General features: G+C 63.4%; 15 protein-coding genes and 2 tRNA genes. 7 read left to right on the forward strand and 10 right to left on the reverse strand.

The genetic code is table 11. The annotated features are described in order from the left end of the window. Positions 1 to 116 precede the first annotated feature (116 nt). From ACX80B_RS02020 to ACX80B_RS02030, 3 genes are read left to right on the forward strand one after another with little or no spacing between them, the layout of a single operon-like run. Positions 117 to 809 (forward strand): hypothetical protein, encoded by a 693-nt coding sequence (locus tag ACX80B_RS02020; RefSeq protein WP_459292501.1) that lies wholly within the window; start codon positions 117 to 119, stop codon positions 807 to 809. Next, positions 806 to 1,258, forward strand: coding sequence for a helix-turn-helix domain-containing protein (locus ACX80B_RS02025; RefSeq protein ID WP_459292503.1), 453 nt, complete (start codon positions 806 to 808; stop codon positions 1,256 to 1,258). Before ACX80B_RS02020 ends, ACX80B_RS02025 begins: the two co-directional genes overlap by 4 nt. Before the next feature lie 18 nt (positions 1,259 to 1,276). Continuing rightward, the gene (locus ACX80B_RS02030; RefSeq protein ID WP_459292505.1) at positions 1,277 to 1,825 is read left to right on the forward strand and encodes a DUF1697 domain-containing protein; all 549 of its coding nucleotides are present in this window, start codon (positions 1,277 to 1,279) and stop codon (positions 1,823 to 1,825) included. An 84-nt stretch (positions 1,826 to 1,909) separates the two neighbouring features. On the opposite strand, the gene ACX80B_RS02035 is transcribed toward ACX80B_RS02030, so the two are convergent. After that, positions 1,910 to 3,679, reverse strand: coding sequence for a GTPase (locus tag ACX80B_RS02035; RefSeq protein ID WP_459292507.1), 1,770 nt, complete (start codon positions 3,677 to 3,679; stop codon positions 1,910 to 1,912). Beyond that, positions 3,676 to 5,487, reverse strand: coding sequence for a dynamin family protein (locus ACX80B_RS02040; protein WP_459292509.1), 1,812 nt, complete (start codon positions 5,485 to 5,487; stop codon positions 3,676 to 3,678). The genes ACX80B_RS02035 and ACX80B_RS02040 overlap by 4 nt, the downstream gene beginning before the upstream one ends. 92 nt (positions 5,488 to 5,579) lie before the next feature. Here ACX80B_RS02040 and ACX80B_RS02045 point away from each other — a divergent pair, with 92 nt between their 5' ends. Then, complete coding sequence (locus ACX80B_RS02045; RefSeq protein WP_459292511.1) at positions 5,580 to 5,795, forward strand: hypothetical protein; 216 nt, start codon at positions 5,580 to 5,582, stop codon at positions 5,793 to 5,795. A 109-nt stretch (positions 5,796 to 5,904) separates the two neighbouring features. Here the strand turns inward: ACX80B_RS02045 and ACX80B_RS02050 are convergent. The 6 genes from ACX80B_RS02050 to ACX80B_RS02075 form a co-directional block, all read right to left on the reverse strand. Then, positions 5,905 to 5,977 (reverse strand) — tRNA-Glu (locus ACX80B_RS02050). Between the two features lie 109 nt (positions 5,978 to 6,086). Further along, positions 6,087 to 6,158, reverse strand: a tRNA-Gln gene (locus tag ACX80B_RS02055). Between the two features lie 118 nt (positions 6,159 to 6,276). After that, a complete protein-coding gene (locus tag ACX80B_RS02060) occupies positions 6,277 to 7,119 on the reverse strand; it encodes an HAD family hydrolase (protein ID WP_459292513.1) in 843 nt (280 codons plus the stop codon). Positions 7,120 to 7,139: 20 nt separating this feature from the next. Next, positions 7,140 to 8,660, reverse strand: coding sequence for a glutamate--tRNA ligase (gene gltX / locus ACX80B_RS02065; protein WP_459292515.1), 1,521 nt, complete (start codon positions 8,658 to 8,660; stop codon positions 7,140 to 7,142). A 28-nt stretch (positions 8,661 to 8,688) separates the two neighbouring features. After that, positions 8,689 to 10,455, reverse strand: a complete 1,767-nt coding sequence (locus tag ACX80B_RS02070; protein WP_459292517.1) for an SLC13 family permease — start codon at positions 10,453 to 10,455, stop codon at positions 8,689 to 8,691. Between the two features lie 24 nt (positions 10,456 to 10,479). After that, positions 10,480 to 11,256 carry a fumarylacetoacetate hydrolase family protein gene (locus ACX80B_RS02075; protein ID WP_459292519.1) on the reverse strand — a complete coding sequence of 259 codons (777 nt, stop codon included), beginning with the start codon at positions 11,254 to 11,256 and terminating at the stop codon, positions 10,480 to 10,482. 901 nt (positions 11,257 to 12,157) lie between these two features. Here ACX80B_RS02075 and ACX80B_RS02080 point away from each other — a divergent pair. Further along, positions 12,158 to 12,484, forward strand: coding sequence for an endonuclease domain-containing protein (locus tag ACX80B_RS02080; RefSeq protein ID WP_459292859.1), 327 nt, complete (start codon positions 12,158 to 12,160; stop codon positions 12,482 to 12,484). A 170-nt stretch (positions 12,485 to 12,654) separates the two neighbouring features. Here ACX80B_RS02080 and ACX80B_RS02085 read toward each other — a convergent pair whose 3' ends face one another. Both ACX80B_RS02085 and ACX80B_RS02090 read right to left on the reverse strand, forming a co-directional pair. Next, entirely contained in the window at positions 12,655 to 13,767 is a 1,113-nt protein-coding gene (locus ACX80B_RS02085; RefSeq protein WP_459292521.1) for a branched-chain amino acid aminotransferase, read from the reverse strand. A gap of 89 nt (positions 13,768 to 13,856) precedes the next feature. Further along, positions 13,857 to 14,906 (reverse strand): 3-isopropylmalate dehydrogenase, encoded by a 1,050-nt coding sequence (locus ACX80B_RS02090; RefSeq protein ID WP_459292523.1) that lies wholly within the window; start codon positions 14,904 to 14,906, stop codon positions 13,857 to 13,859. Between the two features lie 164 nt (positions 14,907 to 15,070). Between ACX80B_RS02090 and ACX80B_RS02095 the strand changes: the two genes are divergently transcribed. Together ACX80B_RS02095 and ACX80B_RS02100 are read left to right on the forward strand one after the other, a co-directional pair. Then, positions 15,071 to 16,255, forward strand: a complete 1,185-nt coding sequence (locus tag ACX80B_RS02095; protein ID WP_459292525.1) for a sensor histidine kinase — start codon at positions 15,071 to 15,073, stop codon at positions 16,253 to 16,255. 17 nt (positions 16,256 to 16,272) lie between these two features. Beyond that, positions 16,273 to 17,082, forward strand: a complete 810-nt coding sequence (locus tag ACX80B_RS02100; RefSeq protein WP_459292527.1) for a response regulator — start codon at positions 16,273 to 16,275, stop codon at positions 17,080 to 17,082. The last annotated feature ends 35 nt before the right edge of the window (positions 17,083 to 17,117 follow it).

A 17,117-nucleotide genomic window follows, 5' to 3' on the forward strand; every position in this document is an offset into this window, starting at 1 on the left:
GACGGTCGACCACTACCCGGCCGTCCGTCGTCCCCGGCAGAGGTGCGGCCTGACTTACTCAGCAAGGGCGTCCCCGTGAAGGGGCATAACGTTATCAGATTTGATACAATCCTTGAATGGGTGACGTACATCCGGATCTTGTAAAAGTCCTCGAATCTGCAGCAAGGCTGCAGGAACTCGTCCCCGACGCAATCCTCGTCGGCGGTTCGGCCGCGGCCTATTATGCGCACCACCGGGCGTCCTATGACCATGACCACGTCCTAGCCAAGCTGCGCGACAGGTACGACATGGTGCTTGATGCTCTTGAGTCCGATAGCGCATGGGCGACGAATCGGACCACCTACGGCAAAATCATCCTCGGCGAGCTTGGCGGGATCGAGACCGGAATTCGTCAATTGATCCGGCTGCAGCCCCTTGAGGTAACCCGGATTGAGATTTCCTCCGGCGGCACCATCCGGGTGCCAACTCTGGAAGAAACACTCCGGATCAAGGCGTTTTTGGTTACCAAAAGGAACCAGACCCGGGACTATCTTGATGTCGTCGGGCTCGCAGAGCGGATGGGAATTCCGCATGCCGCAGGAGTCTTATCCAGAATCGACGAGTTCTATGCAGGCCAGAACCGGGACGGCATCGCGGTCGTGTCCCAGATAGTACGGCAGCTTGGACTTCCACGGCCCAAAGACTCCCGCACCACGAATCAACTTCCCGAGTACAAGGGCCTGGAACCTCGCTGGCATGACTGGAACAGTGTGGTCGAGGTATGTCAGACACTGGCCGCAGAAATCGTGAAGCACGGGGAACTGCCATGAGTTTGAAGTTCCGCAACCTGAACGTTTCGCCCCAGGATCCGGTTGAAAACTGGGGATTCGAAGGTCTGCTGGCTGCTGTCGATCGGGGTGCAGTACCCGAATGGCGCCGCATAACCCATGCTGTACGGATCAATCCGCGCGGAAAAGTAGCGGGAGAACTGCGGGAAGTCATCGCGGTGGCCGAAGACATTTCGATAGCGGCCGTACTCGCGCGGATTCTCGATGAAGCCGTGAAGGATGAGGACGAACTGGATAAGAAAGCCGCAGCTGGCGCCATGCGGGCCGCGTTCCAGGAATCCGGCATGACGAGAGCGCAATTCGCAGAGCGACTCGGGACATCCGCTTCGCGTCTTTCCACCTATCTGAACGGCAAGGTGACACCCTCGGCCGCCCTGCTGCTCCGTGCACAGCGGATCGCTCCTGCCGCCCAGCGGGAAATGTCGGTATAGGCCGCTACGCTTTCAGACATGACCACTTACGCGGTGTTTTTGCGGGGAATCAACGTCGGCGGGATCAACATCAAGATGGCCGATCTGAGAAAGGCCCTGGCTTCGTTGCCCCTGCAGGACGTGTCCACCTTGCTGGCCACCGGCAATATCCTTTGCGCCTCCAAAGCCGGATCGGACGAGGTCAAGGACATGATCGAGACCTGCCTGCGGGACAACTTCGGCTACGACGCATGGGTGGTCGTTCTGACAGCGGAGAGGGTGGCCGAACTGGTCGAAGCGTGCCCGTATCCGGCGGACTCGAAGGAGAGGCATGCCTACATCACCCTCTCGTCCGATATCGAAATGCTGGATGAGTTGTACCAGGCAGCCGGCGGCGAAGCGAATGCGCAGCAGTATCGCCTCGGCGCCGAAGCGATGTCCTGGCAGGTACCAGTCGGGAGAACACTGGACTCTGAAATCAGCAAATTGACCGCCAAAGCAACGTACAAACGTACGACGACGACCCGCAACTTGCGCACGCTGGTCAAGGTCCGTGACGCAACGCATGCGCACAGGTCTTCACATTGAGGCCAAAATGTTATGAAATAGTAAGCAGGCTTGCCGTTCAGACTGGTTAAGCAGCCAGCCAGCTGGCGGCGGGCCCGTATGGACCTACAGACCCCTCGCCCGGACCAATGCCGCATTGAACCGCCCCAGCCGGTCGATCTCTTCCTGAACCGGTTCCGTTACATGCTTGTCGGCTGCCGCACCAACAGCAGCCCGGAGCCGCCGTCGGGCATTCCTGGCCCTGCTCCGCGCACCGAGGCGGGCAAAGAAACCGGATGTGATGGCCAGAAGAATCCCGAGCAGGACACTTCCCAGGAGCAGCAGCGTCGGCAGCGGAAATCCTTCCACCCTCGGCGTCTCCAGGACCGGCAGCTGCAGGTAGCCCATCACGGCGATGAAACCGAGCCAGCCAGCTCCCGCCACCGCCGCGGCGAGGGCAAGCCATTGCACCAAGCCAATCACCGGCCACCACCAGGACTTCCGGTTAGCGCGCAAATCCGTTCCGGCAATCGCCTGATCGAGCGCGTCGGGAAGTTCCGCCTGCGAGGCACGGGACGCGCGCCGGATGGATGCCTTCCACGGTTCAGGTGCTCCGTCGCTCGCAGACTCCGCGAAGGCACGCACCGCCGAATCCGCTTTGGCCCGCTCCGCGGCACCGGGTTCCGGCATCGAAGTCCGGTTCAGCTCCGGATTCACGTCATCGCGGCCCAAATTGAGCCTGCGCAGCGGATCCGGGCGGAACTTTCCGAGCCAGCGGGTCACCGGCCAGCCGGTCTGCGCCCGCGCCCTCCGGCGGTAAGATCGGGCAACGGCGTCGACGACGGCCTCCACCCGTGCCGCTCCGGCGAGCTGATCGACCAGCTGTTGCCGCTCGCTTTTTCCCACCGACGGAGAGGGCATTTTCGCCGAGGATTTCTGTTTCGCTGCGTCTGTCGAAGGTCCGCCCTTCGACATCACCGGTTTCTTCGAGGCGGAGGCGGGCAGATGGCCGGTCGGCGCGCCTTCCTCGTTTGAGGCCGCCTCCAGTTGCTTCACCGCGCGGCCGACGTCCGCCATGAGCCGCTGCGTTGCGGCTTCACGACGGGCGGCGACTTGCTGGATCTTCTGCCGCAGAACGTCGACGCCGGCACCGGTCACCGCAGAAACCGGGTGGACTTCGGCGTCGACAAGGCCGTCCTGGGCGAGCAGACCGCGCAGGGATTTCACCACGGGCTCCACCTCCCGCTCCTGGAGCCGGTCCACCTGGTTCAACACCACCAGCGTGACTGCACCGTGCGAGGCAAGCGGACGCAGGAAGCCATAGTGAACCGCGGCGTCGGCGTACTTTTGCGGATCGAGTACCCAGACCAGTACGTCGACCTGTCCGGCCATTTTCTCGACGATCTTACGGTGCTCGTGCGCTGTGGAGTCGAAGTCAGGCAGGTCAAGCAGAATCAGGTCATGTGTGCCATCCGCCGCTCCCCCGCCGCGACCATCGCCGCCGTCGGCTGCATCGCCGCCCGGCCCCTCGCCGTCGTCCATGTGTTGCCGGTTGTTGACGTCGAGCCAGTCCAGCAACGGCTCGCTTCCCTCGATCCCCCACACCCCGGCCAGCGGCTCGGAGGTGGTGGGCCGGCGCGCCGCGACGGTGGCTGCGCTGCTTCCGGTGACGGCGTTGAACAGTGACGATTTGCCGCTGCCCGTGGCGCCGAAGAACCCAACAACGGTGTGCCCGGCCGACAGCGATCGGCGCGAAGTTGCACGTTCGAGGACATCGTAGACGTCTGCCAGCGACGCGGCCGGGAGCCGTCCTTCGCCCAGCTGGCGCGCTTCATCCAGTGCCGACAGCCGCTCACTAAGATCCGAGCTCTCGGACTTCTTGCGGTGCCGGCTCATGCACGCTCCCCCAGTTTCTGCAGTGCCGCGGCGTAGCGGTCCAGATTCTTATCCGAACCGGCCTTCAAAACGTCGAGCCGGGTGAGGAAACGCTGCGATTCGCTGGTCAGGATGGATTCGCACCGCACTTTCAAATTGTTCCGTGCACGTTCTGCCAGCCGGCGGACAGCGTCTTCACCAAAGATGGCTTCCAAAAGTTTTTGCCCGACGACGGCGGAGCCACCGGCGATGCCGACCTCCAGTCCCGTCAGTCCGGCTGTGGAGGCAAAGACAACGATCATCAGGGCGACGCCGAGACCGTTAACGCCGAAGGACAGCATCCTCGCCCGGAAGCGTTTGTCCTGGCCCTCGGTGCGGATGAGCTCCATCAAGTCGGACTGCCAGCCGCGGATTTCGACGGCGACGCGTTCCGACAGATCCTTACTGGCCCGTGACAGGTCGTCCCCGCCGAGCAGCTGACGGCCCGCGGGGTCCGAACGCCAGCGCTGGTCCGCGTGCTCGGCTGCCTTGGCTGCTTCGTCCACGATCACCGCCTGCAATCCGGATTCGATGGCGGATTCCACTCTTACTGCTGGAGCGGGTTTGCCTGTCATGAACGCGCCAATGCGGTCCCGGAGGCGACCCACGTTGGACTCGACCGCCCGGAAGAAGTCACCCGTGCCGACAAAGTCCTGCCAGCGGGCGAGCACCTCGCCGCGCAGCAGCGTCCCGTCTTTGGTGGAGTCGAGCACCCGGGTTGCGGCGTCGTCGTACGCGTTCTTCACATCCGCTGCCAACTGCTCACCGGCACGCTGCTGTGCCACCTGTGCCTTGGCGATGTCCTCAATCCGCCGGCCCAGCGCCTTCACCGCGCCGTTCAAGGTGCGGCGGGCAATTTCCGCACGGGAAGTGGCATCGGCGGCGATCTCCTCCAGCCAGTTCCGGATCGGCAACACAAGGTCGGACGGGACCATGCCGAGCTCGTCAAGGGGCGATTCGGGGATCACGAAAACGTTCGCGGCACCGAGCCCTTGCCGCTCCAGCAGGGCGCGCAGGTCCGCCTCAACCTCGTCGCCAACACCTTCCGGCACCCGGTCCAGCACCACCGCGACGGTAATATCCCGTCCGGCGGCTTCGAGCAGCAGTTTCCAGGGGACGGCGTCGGCATAGCGGTTGGCGGTGGTGACGAACAGCCACAGATCCGCCGCCGCCAGCAATTGACCGGCGAGCCTGCGGTTGTCGTCGGAGATGGAATCGATATCCGGCGCGTCCAGCACCGCAACACCGCGGGGAACGACGTCGTCGCCGAGCATCACCAGGGACGTCACCGCGCCCGGTTCGAGACCAGCGCCGTCCCCGTCCGCTGTGCCTGCAGTAGCTGCCGTGCCCACATTTTCGGCCGCGCGCTGCGGGCCTGCGGGGTCAACGACGCTGACGGTAATCCGGCTCAGATTGGGCAGCACGCGCTGATCGGAGAACCAGCTCCGGTCCTCGGGATGGTGCAGCAGGATTGGCTGGCGGGTGGTCGGGCGAATGGCGCCGGCGCGCGTGACGGGATGCCCGACCAGGGCGTTGACCAGCGTGGATTTTCCGGCACCGGTGGAACCGCCGACGACGGCGAGCAGCGGCGCGTCCAGGCTGCGGTAGCGCGGGAGGACATAGTCGTCGAGCTGCGCGAGGGCATTACCGACGTCGAGCCGGGCGGCGGCCGCACCAGGCAGCTCAAGAGGAAGCACCGCCGTTTCCAGCTCCCGCCGGACGGATTCAAGCAGAGCGACGGGATCGCTATCCGGGTTCAGCGGCGGCGCATCGCCCGTTTCAGATCTCACGTTTCTATTCTGCCAGCCAACCGGCGGGTTGACCGGGAGGCAGGTCCGATTTACCCCTTATCGATTCGGTCCGGCCCGTCTATGCTAAGCACATGGCTGAAATACGGTTACATGAGTTGCCCCGGGAGTACGCGAAGTTCCTGGCGAAATTGGATCCGGAAATGCAGGAGGCGCTTTATCCGGTCTTCGAGCAGTCCGTGGCCGAAGGCGAGCATGGCGTGCTGATCCGGGGTCCGCTGCACGAGACGCAGGCGATGGTGTCTGACGATGTTCCATTCGGAAAGATACGGGACATCCAGGTGCACTGAGCTGCCGTGCGGGCAAGGATCGCGGGCAAGGTGCCGCGCGGGGAAGGATGCCGCGCGGGCAAGAAGAAAGCCCCCGGTCTGCGTGATGCAGTCCGGAGGCTTCCAGCTGTGACCCCAGCGGGATTCGAACCCGCGTTACCGCCGTGAGAGGGCGGCGTACTAGGCCGCTATACGATGGGGCCGTACTTTGTTTTGCTCAACAAGCTAAATGAGTATTACACATAGTTTGTTGCCTGCGCCAATCCAGTGGCGCCTGCCATATTCGACCGGATCTCCGGCCGAAATGAAGCGCTGGGGTACCAGGACTCGAACCTAGAATGTTGGTACCAGAAACCAGTGTGTTGCCAATTACACCATACCCCAATGGCACTTTCCGTCTCGGTAAACAAGACGAATCCTGCTACTCCGCACGCTCAAGCGCCGACAGATAACTTTACCCGATCAACTGCGGTGGTTCAAAACCGCTGGCAGAACGGTGAATTCACCATGCCTCAGATCCCGAATTTACGAGGCCGAGCAGCGCAGGGATTTCATCCAGGGAGCCAATCGTCGGGCCGTCGAATTCGCGATCGTCGGGCCCCGGCGTGCCGACCACCCCGGGACGGCTCAGCCACACGCCCACCAGCCCTGCCGCCGTCGAACCTTCAGCGTCAACCAGAAGGTTATCCCCGATGTACATGGTCCGGGCCGGCTCGGTGCCAAGCTGGCGCGCGCCCTCGTGGAAGATCTGCGGATCCGGCTTAGGGCAATCGACCGTGTCGGTTCCGACCAGCGCTTCGACGCGCTGCAGCCCGGCCTTGTCGAGCTTAACCCGCTGGTACGCCTCGACGTTGTTGCTCACCGCGCCGTAGGCAATTCCGGCAGCCTCCAGCGCATCAAGGAGGGGCACGACGTCGTCGAACGCCACAAAGTGGATGGGCAGCGTCTGCTCATACGCCCTGTTCCAGACCAGCAACGATTCGTCGTCGAGCAGGCTGCCGTGGACACTTTTGTGGGCATGCCGGATCCGCTGCAGCCGCTGCTCGACGAAGCTCAGTTCGCCCGAGAGGAAGCGGTCATAGTGGCCGAGCGGGTCCTTTGAGTAGAGGTGCGTGTACTCGATCCACTGCTCTTCGCTGAGTCCGGGCGCGTGTTCGGCGCTGGCGTGGCGGACGGTTTTGTCCATCGCGGTCTTGAGGTCGACGAGGGTGTCGTCGATGTCGAACAGCACGCCGTCGACCCCGGAAAGGGCGCCGTTGGTACCGGAAAGGGTGCCGTCGACACCGTTGGTTTCGGAAAGGGCGCCGTTGGTGCCGGAATCTGCTGCGCCGCGTTTCGTGCTCATATCGTCCTTCACGTCTCCCGCTACCTCGCCGCGGAGTCGTCGCGGAAAGCCCGGATGCGGGCCAGCGAGGATTCCTTGCCCAGGATGACCATCGATTCGAACAACGGTGGCGAGATGCGCTGGCCGGACACGCCGGTGCGGATCGGCCCGAATGCCTTGCGCGGCTTGATGCCCAGTTGATCCACGAGCGCTGACCGCAGCGCTTCCTGAATGGTCTCCGCCGTCCACAGCTGGACCGGTTCCAGGGCTGCGATGCCGGCGTCGAGCACCTCGGTCAGGTTCTCCGGCATTCCCTTGCGCGCATCGTCGGCAATGGCAATCTCAGCGTCATCGGCGAAGAGGAAGCCGAGCATTTGCGGGGCCTCTCCCAGCAGCCCGATGCGTTCCTGGATCAGCGGTGCGGCTTCGGTCAGGATCTCCTCCTGACGCGGGCTGAGCGCTTCGCCGAGGATGCCGGCGTCCTGCAGATACGGGGTCAGGCGGTTGCGGAAATCGTCGGCATCGAGCATCCGGACATGCGTGCCGTTGATGGCCTCGGCCTTCTTGATGTCGAACCGCGCCGGGTTGCCGAGGACGTCATGGATGTCGAACTTCTCCACGAGCTGGTCGACGGTGAAGATGTCCTCGTCGGCGGAAAGCGACCAGCCGAGCAGCGACAGGTAATTGAGCAGGCCCTCGGGGATGAAGCCGCGTTCCCGGTGCAGGAACAGGTTCGACTCCGGATCGCGTTTGGACAGCTTCTTGTTGCCGGCGCCCATCACATAAGGGAGATGGCCGAACTGCGGGATGTACTTCGCGACGCCGATATCCACCAGCGCCCGGTACAGCGCGATCTGCCGCGGCGTGGAGGAGAGCAGGTCTTCGCCGCGCAGCACATGCGTGACCTCCATCAGTGCGTCGTCGACCGGATTGACCAGCGTGTAGAGCGGGGCTCCGTTGGCGCGGACGACGGCGAAGTCCGGCACCGTGCCTGCCTTGAAGGTGATTTCGCCGCGGACCAGGTCGGTGAAGGTGACGTCCTCGTCCGGCATCCGCAGGCGGAGCACGGCCTCGCGGCCCTCCTTCTTGAAGGCCTCGATCTGGTCGTCGGTCAGGTTCCGGTCGTAGTTGTCGTAGCCGAGCTTCACGTCCCGGCCGGCGGCACGGTGTCGTTCCTCGACCTCCTCCGGGCTGGAGTAGGACTCGTAGATATGACCCGCCGCCTTGAGCTTGCCGATCACCTCCTGGTAGATGTCCGAGCGCTGCGACTGCCGGTACGGTTCGTGCGGTCCGCCGACCTCGACGCCTTCGTCCCAGTCGATGCCGAGCCACTTGAGTCCGTCGAGCAGTTGCTGGTAGCTCTCCTCGCTGTCGCGCTTGGCATCGGTGTCCTCGACGCGGAAGATCAACGTGCCCTTGGTGTGCCGCGCGTAGGCCCAGTTGAACAACGCCGTCCGGATCAGCCCGACATGCGGAGTGCCCGTTGGCGACGGGCAAAACCGGACGCGCACGGGCGTATCTTCGGTGACGGTGGGCGTGACGGCAGAGGCAGAATTAGTCATGATGAGGCCAGTCTAATGGAGCCGCGTTTCAGAACTGCCAGACGAGCGGCACGATTCCCAGCACGGTAACACCCATCAGGATGCTCAACGGCCCGCCAAGCCGGAAGTAATCGCTGAGCCGATAGCCGCCGGGACCCATCACCATCAGGTTGGTCTGGTACCCGATCGGCGTCATGAAGCTGGCCGAGGCGGCGAACATGATCGCGAGGACGAATGGCATGAAACTCACGTCCAGCTGTTCCGCGACCGAAACGGCTATCGGGAACATCAGCACCGCGGCGGCGTTATTGCTGAGCAGCTCGGTGAAGACGACCGTCATGGCGTACACGAGCAGCAGGCCGACCCATGGCGGTAGGCCGTCGCTGAACAGCAGCCAATTCGCGATCTGCTCGGCCGCCCCGGTCTTGGACATGGCGGCTCCGAGCGCGAACGATGACGCGATCACGATCAGCACGGAGAGGTCGATAGAGCGCCGGGCCTTGCTGTAGGGCATGCAGCGGACCGCAAGCATTGCCCCGGCGGCCAGGAACGCGGCGTGCAGAATACTGAGAATGCCGACCGCGCTGACGACGACCATCGCGATCAGGATTCCGAGCGCCCAGGGTGCCCGCTTGAAGTCCGGCGGAGTGGAATCCTGCAGGGCGCTGACGAGCAGGAAGTCGCGACGGTAACGGTACTGGTCCACGAAGTCCTGACCGGTTTCCAGCAGCAGGGTGTCACCGACCTCCAGTTCGATATCGCCGACCTTGCCGGGGAGCCGTTCGCCGTTCCTGGAGATGGACAGGATCACCGCCTGGTAGCGGGAGCGGAAACGGGATTCGCGCACGCTTTGGTTCAGTCCGGCGAAATCCGGGCCGATCACGGCTTCGACGAGCTGGCGCTTATGGTGGTCGATCTGCAGCTTGTGGACGTCGCCGTTGGCGGGAATCAAGCCGCGGATCCGGCGCAGTTCCCGGGCGCATTCCGGGGCGCCGATGAACATCAGAGTGTCCCCCGCCTGCAGCTGCGTCTCGGGCGGTACACCCGGCATCAGCCGGCCCTCGCGTTCGATGTCTGCGAGGTAGCCGTGCTGCAGACTGCGCAGGCCGGCCGAAGCGATAGTCTGGCGCACCAGCGGCCCGCGGGGATCGACGTCGACCTCCACCGCATATTCACGCGCCGAGCCGAACTGTTCCAGCACACTTTCACGGTCCGGCAGGAGCTTATCGGCGAAGAAGTACAGGAAGGTGCCGCCCACAATGACCAGCGGAACGCCGACCCAGGCCAGCTCGAACATCTGCAGCGAGACACCCTGGCGGCTCTGCAGCAGCCCGTCGACCACCAGGTTGGTGCTGGTGCCAATCAGCGTACAGGTACCGCCGACGATGGCCATATAGCTCAGTGGCAGCAACAATTTCGACGGCGGCAGGCGCAGTTTCCCTGCCCACTCCTGCACCGCGGGGATGAACATGGCCACCACCGTGGTGTTGTTCATGAATGCGCTGAGGCCCGACGCCGGTGCCAGCAGCCGCAATTGGGCCTGCTTCACGTTTTTGGGTTGGCCGAGCAGCCGGTTGGCGATCCATTGGACGGCGCCGGTTTCCTTTAGGCCCGTTGCCACGACGTAGAGCACCGCGATGGTGATCACGCCGGTGTTGGCGAAACCGGACAGCGCCTCCGACGGCGTGAGGACGCCGCTGACCATAAGGATCACCATCGCGGCGACGAGAATGACGTCGGCCGCCAGCCTCGTGAGCGAGAGCGCGGCGAGTACTGCGACGACGACAGCGAGCGTCAGGTATGCATCAAATCCCATGTGCGTGTATTGGCTGTGAGGTGATCAGCGGCGCACGGCAGGGTTGGAGAGGGCGCCGATGCCTTCGATCTCGACCTCGTACCGCTGCCCGTCCTTGATCATGCCGACGCCCGAGGGTGTGCCGGTGAGGATGACGTCGCCGGGCAGCAGGGTGAACGCCTGGGACACGTAGGCCACGAGCTCCTTCACGCCCCAGATCATCTGGTTTGTGTTGCCATCCTGCTTGAGGTCCTCGTCGAGGTAGCCGCGGATGGCCAGGTCCTCGGTGTCGAGTTCGGTTTCGATCCAGGGGCCGAGCGGGCACGAGGTGTCGAAGCCCTTTGCCCGGGCCCACTGGTTATCCGTTTTTTGAACGTCGCGGGCGGTGAGGTCATTCGCACAGGTGTAGCCAAAGACGACTTCGTCCACGCGCTCGACCGGGACATCCTTGCAGATGCGGCCGATGACCACGGCGAGCTCCGCCTCGTAGGAGATTTCCTCGCTGAAGGACGGCAGGGAGATGGGATCGCCCGGGCCGATGACCGAGGTGTTCGGTTTCAGGAACATCAGCGGTGCCGGAGGGACGTCGTTGCCCAGTTCTTTCACATGTTCAGCGTAATTACGCCCAATACCGACGACCTTGCTGCGCGGGATGATCGGCGCGAGCAGGCGGACGTCGTCGAGTTTGTGACGTGCCTGGGTGACTTCGACCTTGCCGAAGAAGGGGTCGCCATTGATGACGGCTACTTCCTCGCTGCCGGATTCGCCTTCCACAACGCCAAACATCGGATCGGAGTCCACAACAAAACGGGCTATACGCATGGGCTCAACAGTACCGGTGGGCAGACAGTGAGTCGAAAACCAACGCCTCGAGCCGGACAAATTTCTCAGCCGGTTCCTGCTATCTTCCGCTGCTCCCCCTTCCGCGGACTCCACTTCGTCCCAAGGCTTCTGTGTTCGGCTGAGGAGTAAAACTCGGCTTTCCCTGAGGCAAGGCGCTCCAGAAACGAAAGAAGTACTCCCGAGCCGAACCTGTCTTCCTCCAGTCAGGTCCGAGATTCCCGTAGATTGTCCTCCACACCTGGACAAGTCGGCCCCGTTATCCACTTAACGGTTGTTGAACTGGCCCCAGCAGGCATCTCTATCCAAAGCTTGGATCATGTACCCTCCCGAAGAGGTCCTCCGGCTTCTTGGAGGCAACAGCACCCGGAACGAACTGCTCCGCCACAGTACTTCCAGATCAATTACCGCAAGCGTGCAGAGCGGCCGCATTCTACGTGTACGGCTTGGCCACTATGCGTTGCCAAACCTTCCCCAGGGACCAGCATTAGCCATCAAGAGTGCGGGTGTGCTGTCTCATGCCAGTGCTGCCCAGAAATGGGAATTCGACATGATCGACACAGCTCGACTTGCCCACGTAACCGTACGTCCGAATGCCCACCCGGTTCGCCTTCCGGAAGTGACACTCCACAAGAGGCCGCTTGGCAGTCATGAAGTTTATAGTCCAACCACAGGTCTTTGGGTCACCACGCCAATAAGGACAGTCCTCGATTGCGGGGCTGAAATGCCATTCAAGGAAGCATTGGCAATCGCAGACTCGGCCCTGCGGATGGGAAAGGTATCGTCGCATGACCTCCAGGCAGAAGCATTCGCCTTCCGAGGGCGTGGAGCTGCGAAGGTGCGAAAAATAGCTGAGCATGCGTCCCGTTTAGCTGCAAACCCTATGGAATCGGCCCTCCGCGCCATCTGCATCGAAAACCGATTCGGCAACTTCACACCGCAGTTCTGGATCCGGGATGGCGAAACCAGATACTGCCTTGACTTGGCTGACGAAGACAGAATGATCGACTTGGAGGCAGATGGGTTCGAACATCACGGACACCGTAGTGCCCTTCGCTATGACTGCACCAGAAACTGTGAACTTACACGCAGAGGTTGGCTGATTCTGCGGTTCAGCTGGGAACACATAATGCTCGAGCCGGAATGGGTAGCGGACGTCATTCGCGACACCCTTCAGTGGCGTGTTCGGCCCAGGAGTAGGAAGCGCTGAAAATGCTCACTATTGCCATCTCGGTACGTTGTTTTACTCCCCAGACGAACAGCAGGCCCGGACTCGCTACGAGTCCGGGCCTGCCGTTCGTGATGTTGCGGGATCTAGATGGAGCCGCCAGGCGGGCGAGGCGGTGGGTGCTACGCCAGGCGGGTGAGGCGGTGGGGGTGTTACGCCAGGCGGGTGAGCCAGCCGTGCGGGTCTTCGGCCACACCGGTCTGGATCCCGAGAAGCTGCTCGCGCAGGGACATGGTGACTTCACCGGGCTTTGCGTCAGGCGAGCCGATAACGCCATTCTCGGTCTTCAGCTCCCCAATCGGCGTGATCACGGCAGCAGTGCCACAGGCAAACACCTCTGTGATTTCGCCGGAGTTCACGCCGCTTTCCCACTCGTCGATGGTGATCTTGCGTTCCTGAACGTCCAGGCCGCGGTCCTTGCCGAGCTGGATCACAGAGGAACGGGTGACGCCCTCAAGGATGGTGCCGCTGAGTGCCGGGGTGACAAGCCGTCCGTCCTTGAAGACGAAGAAGACGTTCATGCCGCCCAGTTCCTCGACGGCGTCGTCGTTGAACGGATCCAGGAACAGCACCTGCTTGCAGCCCTGGGCCTCGGCTTCCATCTGCGCGGCCAGCGACGCAGCGTAGTTGCCGCCGCATTTGGCGTTGCCGGTGCCGCCGCGGCCGGCGCGGGCGTAGTTGCGGGAGAGCCAGATCGAGACCGGCTTCAGTTCGCCGCCGAAGTAATTCCCGGCCGGCGAGGCGATCACCCGGTAGGAAACTTCGCGGGCGGGGCGCACGCCGAGGAAGGCTTCGGTGGCAATCATGAACGGGCGCAGGTAAAGGCTTTCGCCCTCGCGGGTGGGGATCCATTCCTTGTCCACGCCAACCAACTGGCGCAGCGACTCGAGGAAGGTCTCCTCGGGCAGTTCCGGCAGGGCCAGGCGGCGCGCCGAGCGGTTCAGCCGGGCGGCGTTCTTCTCAGCGCGGAAGGTCCAGACCGACCCGTCGGCGTGCTTGTACGCCTTCATGCCCTCGAAGATTTCCTGGCCATAGTGCAGCACGCTCGCGGCGGGATCCATCGCGATCGGCCCATACGGCTCGATCCGCGCGTCGTGCCAGGAACCCTGCCCGTCGATGCCGGCCGTGTAGTCCACCACTGCCGTGTGGTCGGTGAAATGGTTCCCGAAGCCGGGATCGGCGAGAACCTGCGTCCGCTGCTCCGCAGTTTTAGGGCTGTTGGACAACTGCTGGGTGAATTCCAGGCCAGTAGCGGTTTCGGTCATGATTCCTCCACGTACTTCTACACGTCTTCGTGTACCGGTTGGGTTTGTCACAAGACTAGTACCTCTTCGACACGCGCGCAGGCGCTCCCCTACAACGCTGCCAGTACCGCGTCACCAATTTCCGACGTCGAACGCGGCTTGGTCCCGCGGCTGGCGATGTCGCTCTCGACAGCTTTCTGCACACGGGTCGCCGCATCGGTATGGCCGAGGTGCTCCAGCAGCAGCGCCGCGGAGAGAATGGCCGCCGTCGGATCCGCCTTCTGCTGACCAGCGATGTCCGGTGCGGAACCGTGGACAGGCTCGAACATCGACGGCGCAGTGCGGTCCATATTGATGTTCCCCGACGCGGCGAGACCAATTCCGCCGCTGATGGCCGCGGCGAGGTCGGTGATGATGTCGCCGAAAAGGTTGTCGGTGACGATGACATCGAAGCGGGACGGATCGGTGGCCAGGAAGATCATGGTTGCATCCACGTGCAGGTAATCGTGTTCGACGTCGGGGAACTCCGGTGCGACGGCCTCGACCGTGCGCTTCCACAAGTGGCCGGCGTGGATCAGGACATTGTGCTTGTGCACCAGGGTCAGCTTCTTGCGGGGGCGCTCGCTCGCGCGTCGGAAGGCGTCACGGACCACGCGTTCGACGCCGTGGGCCGTGTTGACGGACACCTCGGTGGCGATCTCATGCTCGGTTCCAACCCGGAGCGCGCCGCCGTTGCCGACGTAGGGTCCCTCGGTGCCTTCGCGGACGACGATGAAGTCGATTTCGCCTGGCTCGGCCAGCGGGCTGGGGACGCCTGCGAACAGCTTGGTGGGCCGAAGGTTAACGTAATGGTCGAGGTTGAAGCGCAGCTTGAGCAGCATTTCGCGCTCGATCAGGCCGGAAGGGATCGAGGTGTCTCCGGGTGCCGCACCGACCGCTCCGAACAGGATGGCATCATGCTGGCGGATCTTGGTCAGCGTTTCGTCGGGCAGCGTCTCCCCCGTTGCCTTCCAGTGCTCGGCGCCCAGCGGATATTCAGTCAGCTCAAGGTTCGCGCCTTCGTCCGAGGCCACCTTGCGGAGTACCTTCACCGCCTCGGCCACTACCTCGGGGCCAATGCCGTCGCCGGGAATAACTGCCAAATTCATCGTCTCGCTCATAGGCAATAGCCTAATCCGACATATCACATGATGGTCAACACGTCTCACGTTTTGGAACGGCGACGGCGGCGGCCGACGGCAGCAACCGGACCGACCAGCCGCCGTCGGATCTCAGCCCACAGCATGATGCCTCGACCGGTCGGGAGGCCATAGTGTTGCATATCGTGAACAGGCGGCATGCGATCTATCAGTGGTTCCGGGACCATGGCCAGCAGGTGGACCTATTCATCATGCTCGGCCTCTTCCTCCTTGCCGCCGTACCGTACCTTTTCATGGACGACGTTCCGGGTTTCGTGGTGTCGGCCTGCCTGATTATTCCGCTGGCTTTCCGGCGAAGCCGCCCCGCTGCGGCGACCGGGGCCGCCGTCGTCGTCTGCCTGGTGCAATGGGTGTTTGCCGTTCCGCTCGTGCCGGCCCAATTCGCGGTTTTGGTCTTCCTTTATACCGCGGCCGCATACGCTCCGAAGCGGGTCAGTGTCTGGGCCCTGATTGCTGGTCTCATCGGCGGCGTGCTGGGGATTACGAGGTACTTCTACTTCCCGGCGACTTCGAGCCTCGCCGACATTCCGGTGGTGGTGCTGGGAATCGTCATGGTGGACACGCTGGTGCTGCTCGCCTGGACGTTCGGCGATCTCGCCCGTACCCGCCGGTTGCAGATGCAGGCGCTCGAGGACCGGGCGCACAGGCTGGAGATCGAGCGCCAGCATGAGCGGGAGCTGGCGGCGGCGGACGAACGCAGCCACATCGCCCGGGAGATGCACGACATCGTGGCACATTCGCTCTCGGTCATCATCACCCAGGCCGATGGTGGGCGGTATGCAGCCGTAGCGGATCCCGATGTGGCGCCGAAGACGTTGGAGACCATCGCGGAAACCGGCCGGACATCGTTGCGTGAGATGCGGCGGCTGCTCGGTGTGCTGCGCGGCGACGACGACACAACCACACGGCCGCTTCCAACGCTGGCCGATGTCGACGAGTTGGTAAATACGCTGCGGAGTACCGGACTGGAAGTTGAGTGTTCGCGGCACGGTGAGCCGCGGCGCCAATTGCCTCCGGGCGCCGAATTGACGGCTTACCGGATCGTGCAGGAATCACTCACGAACGTCCTCAAGCATGCGGGTCCGCGGGCGATGGCCTCCGTGGAACTGGATTGGAACGGCAGAGGACTTGAGCTGACGATTTCCGACGACGGGCGCGGGGCTGCGGCTGATCCGAACACGACCGGCGCCGGTCAAGGCATCCGTGGAATGGCGGAGCGGGCGAAGCTCTACGATGGATCATTGTCGGCGCAGCCGCGGACCGGCGGAGGGTTCCGGGTGTCGGCGCTGATTCCGTATACCGAGGCGTGATGGGCGAAAGAGAATTTATGACCGACGACGATGGAGCTCAACAAGGCGCACATCAAGAGACCGGGCCGGACCAGGAAACCGGGTCCAGGGAAGCTGACCAGCAGGCGGCCCAACCGGCGGACCGGCCTGAGGCCCACCCGATCCGGGTCGCCCTCGTGGATGACCAGCAGCTGGTGCGCAGCGGTTTTGGCATGCTGATCAACTCCCAGCCGGACCTTCAAGTGGTGGTTGAAGCCGGCAACGGGGCGGACGCCGTCGCCCGCCTCTCAGCGACGCGTGCCGACGTCGTACTCATGGATATCCGGATGCCGGGCATGGATGGAATCGAAGCCACACGCCGGCTACTGGAGCGCGCTGTGGGAAATCCGGACCGGGCGTCGGCGGCGATGCGGATCGTGGTACTGACGACGTTCGACCTGGACGAGTACGCGCTGTCGGCGGTCCAGGCCGGAGCCAGCGGATTCCTGCTCAAGGATGCGCCGCCGGAAGAGCTGCTGGAGGCGATCCGGACCGTGCACCGTGGCGATGCCGTGATTGCGCCGTCGACGACACGGCGGCTGCTCAATCATGTCGCTCCCCTGCTGCGTCAGCCGAGCCCGGAACAGGACAAGCATCGGGCGGCTGTGGACACCCTGACCGTCCGCGAGCGCGAGGTATTCATTCTGATAGCACAGGGTCTGTCCAATCCGGAGATCGCGAGGCAACTTTACCTGTCCGAGGCGACCGTCAAGACGCATGTCGGCCATATTCTGGCGAAACTCCAGGCACGGGACCGAGTTCAAGCGGTCGTGATCGCGTACGAAACCGGCCTGGTCAAGCCCGGCTGAGGCGCTTCTCCTACCGGGGTATGAGACCGCGGTCC

The organism is Arthrobacter monumenti, assembly GCF_054511255.1.

Bases quoted from the DNA above. Each gene is read 5' to 3' on its own strand.
- ACX80B_RS02025 (WP_459292503.1), top strand. From the start codon at position 806: ATGAGTTTGAAGTTCCGCAACCTGAACGTTTCGCCCCAGGATCCGGTT.
- ACX80B_RS02030 (WP_459292505.1), top strand. From the start codon at position 1,277: ATGACCACTTACGCGGTGTTTTTGCGGGGAATCAACGTCGGCGGGATC.
- ACX80B_RS02075 (WP_459292519.1), bottom strand. From the start codon at position 11,256: ATGCGTATAGCCCGTTTTGTTGTGGACTCCGATCCGATGTTTGGCGTT.
- ACX80B_RS02100 (WP_459292527.1), top strand. From the start codon at position 16,273: ATGACCGACGACGATGGAGCTCAACAAGGCGCACATCAAGAGACCGGG.
- ACX80B_RS02085 (WP_459292521.1), bottom strand. From the start codon at position 13,767: ATGACCGAAACCGCTACTGGCCTGGAATTCACCCAGCAGTTGTCCAAC.
- ACX80B_RS02070 (WP_459292517.1), bottom strand. From the start codon at position 10,455: ATGGGATTTGATGCATACCTGACGCTCGCTGTCGTCGTCGCAGTACTC.
- gltX (WP_459292515.1), bottom strand. From the start codon at position 8,660: ATGACTAATTCTGCCTCTGCCGTCACGCCCACCGTCACCGAAGATACG.
- ACX80B_RS02060 (WP_459292513.1), bottom strand. From the start codon at position 7,119: ATGAGCACGAAACGCGGCGCAGCAGATTCCGGCACCAACGGCGCCCTT.
- ACX80B_RS02080 (WP_459292859.1), top strand. From the start codon at position 12,158: ATGGAATCGGCCCTCCGCGCCATCTGCATCGAAAACCGATTCGGCAAC.
- ACX80B_RS02020 (WP_459292501.1), top strand. From the start codon at position 117: ATGGGTGACGTACATCCGGATCTTGTAAAAGTCCTCGAATCTGCAGCA.
- ACX80B_RS02090 (WP_459292523.1), bottom strand. From the start codon at position 14,906: ATGAGCGAGACGATGAATTTGGCAGTTATTCCCGGCGACGGCATTGGC.
- ACX80B_RS02035 (WP_459292507.1), bottom strand. From the start codon at position 3,679: ATGAGCCGGCACCGCAAGAAGTCCGAGAGCTCGGATCTTAGTGAGCGG.
- ACX80B_RS02045 (WP_459292511.1), top strand. From the start codon at position 5,580: ATGGCTGAAATACGGTTACATGAGTTGCCCCGGGAGTACGCGAAGTTC.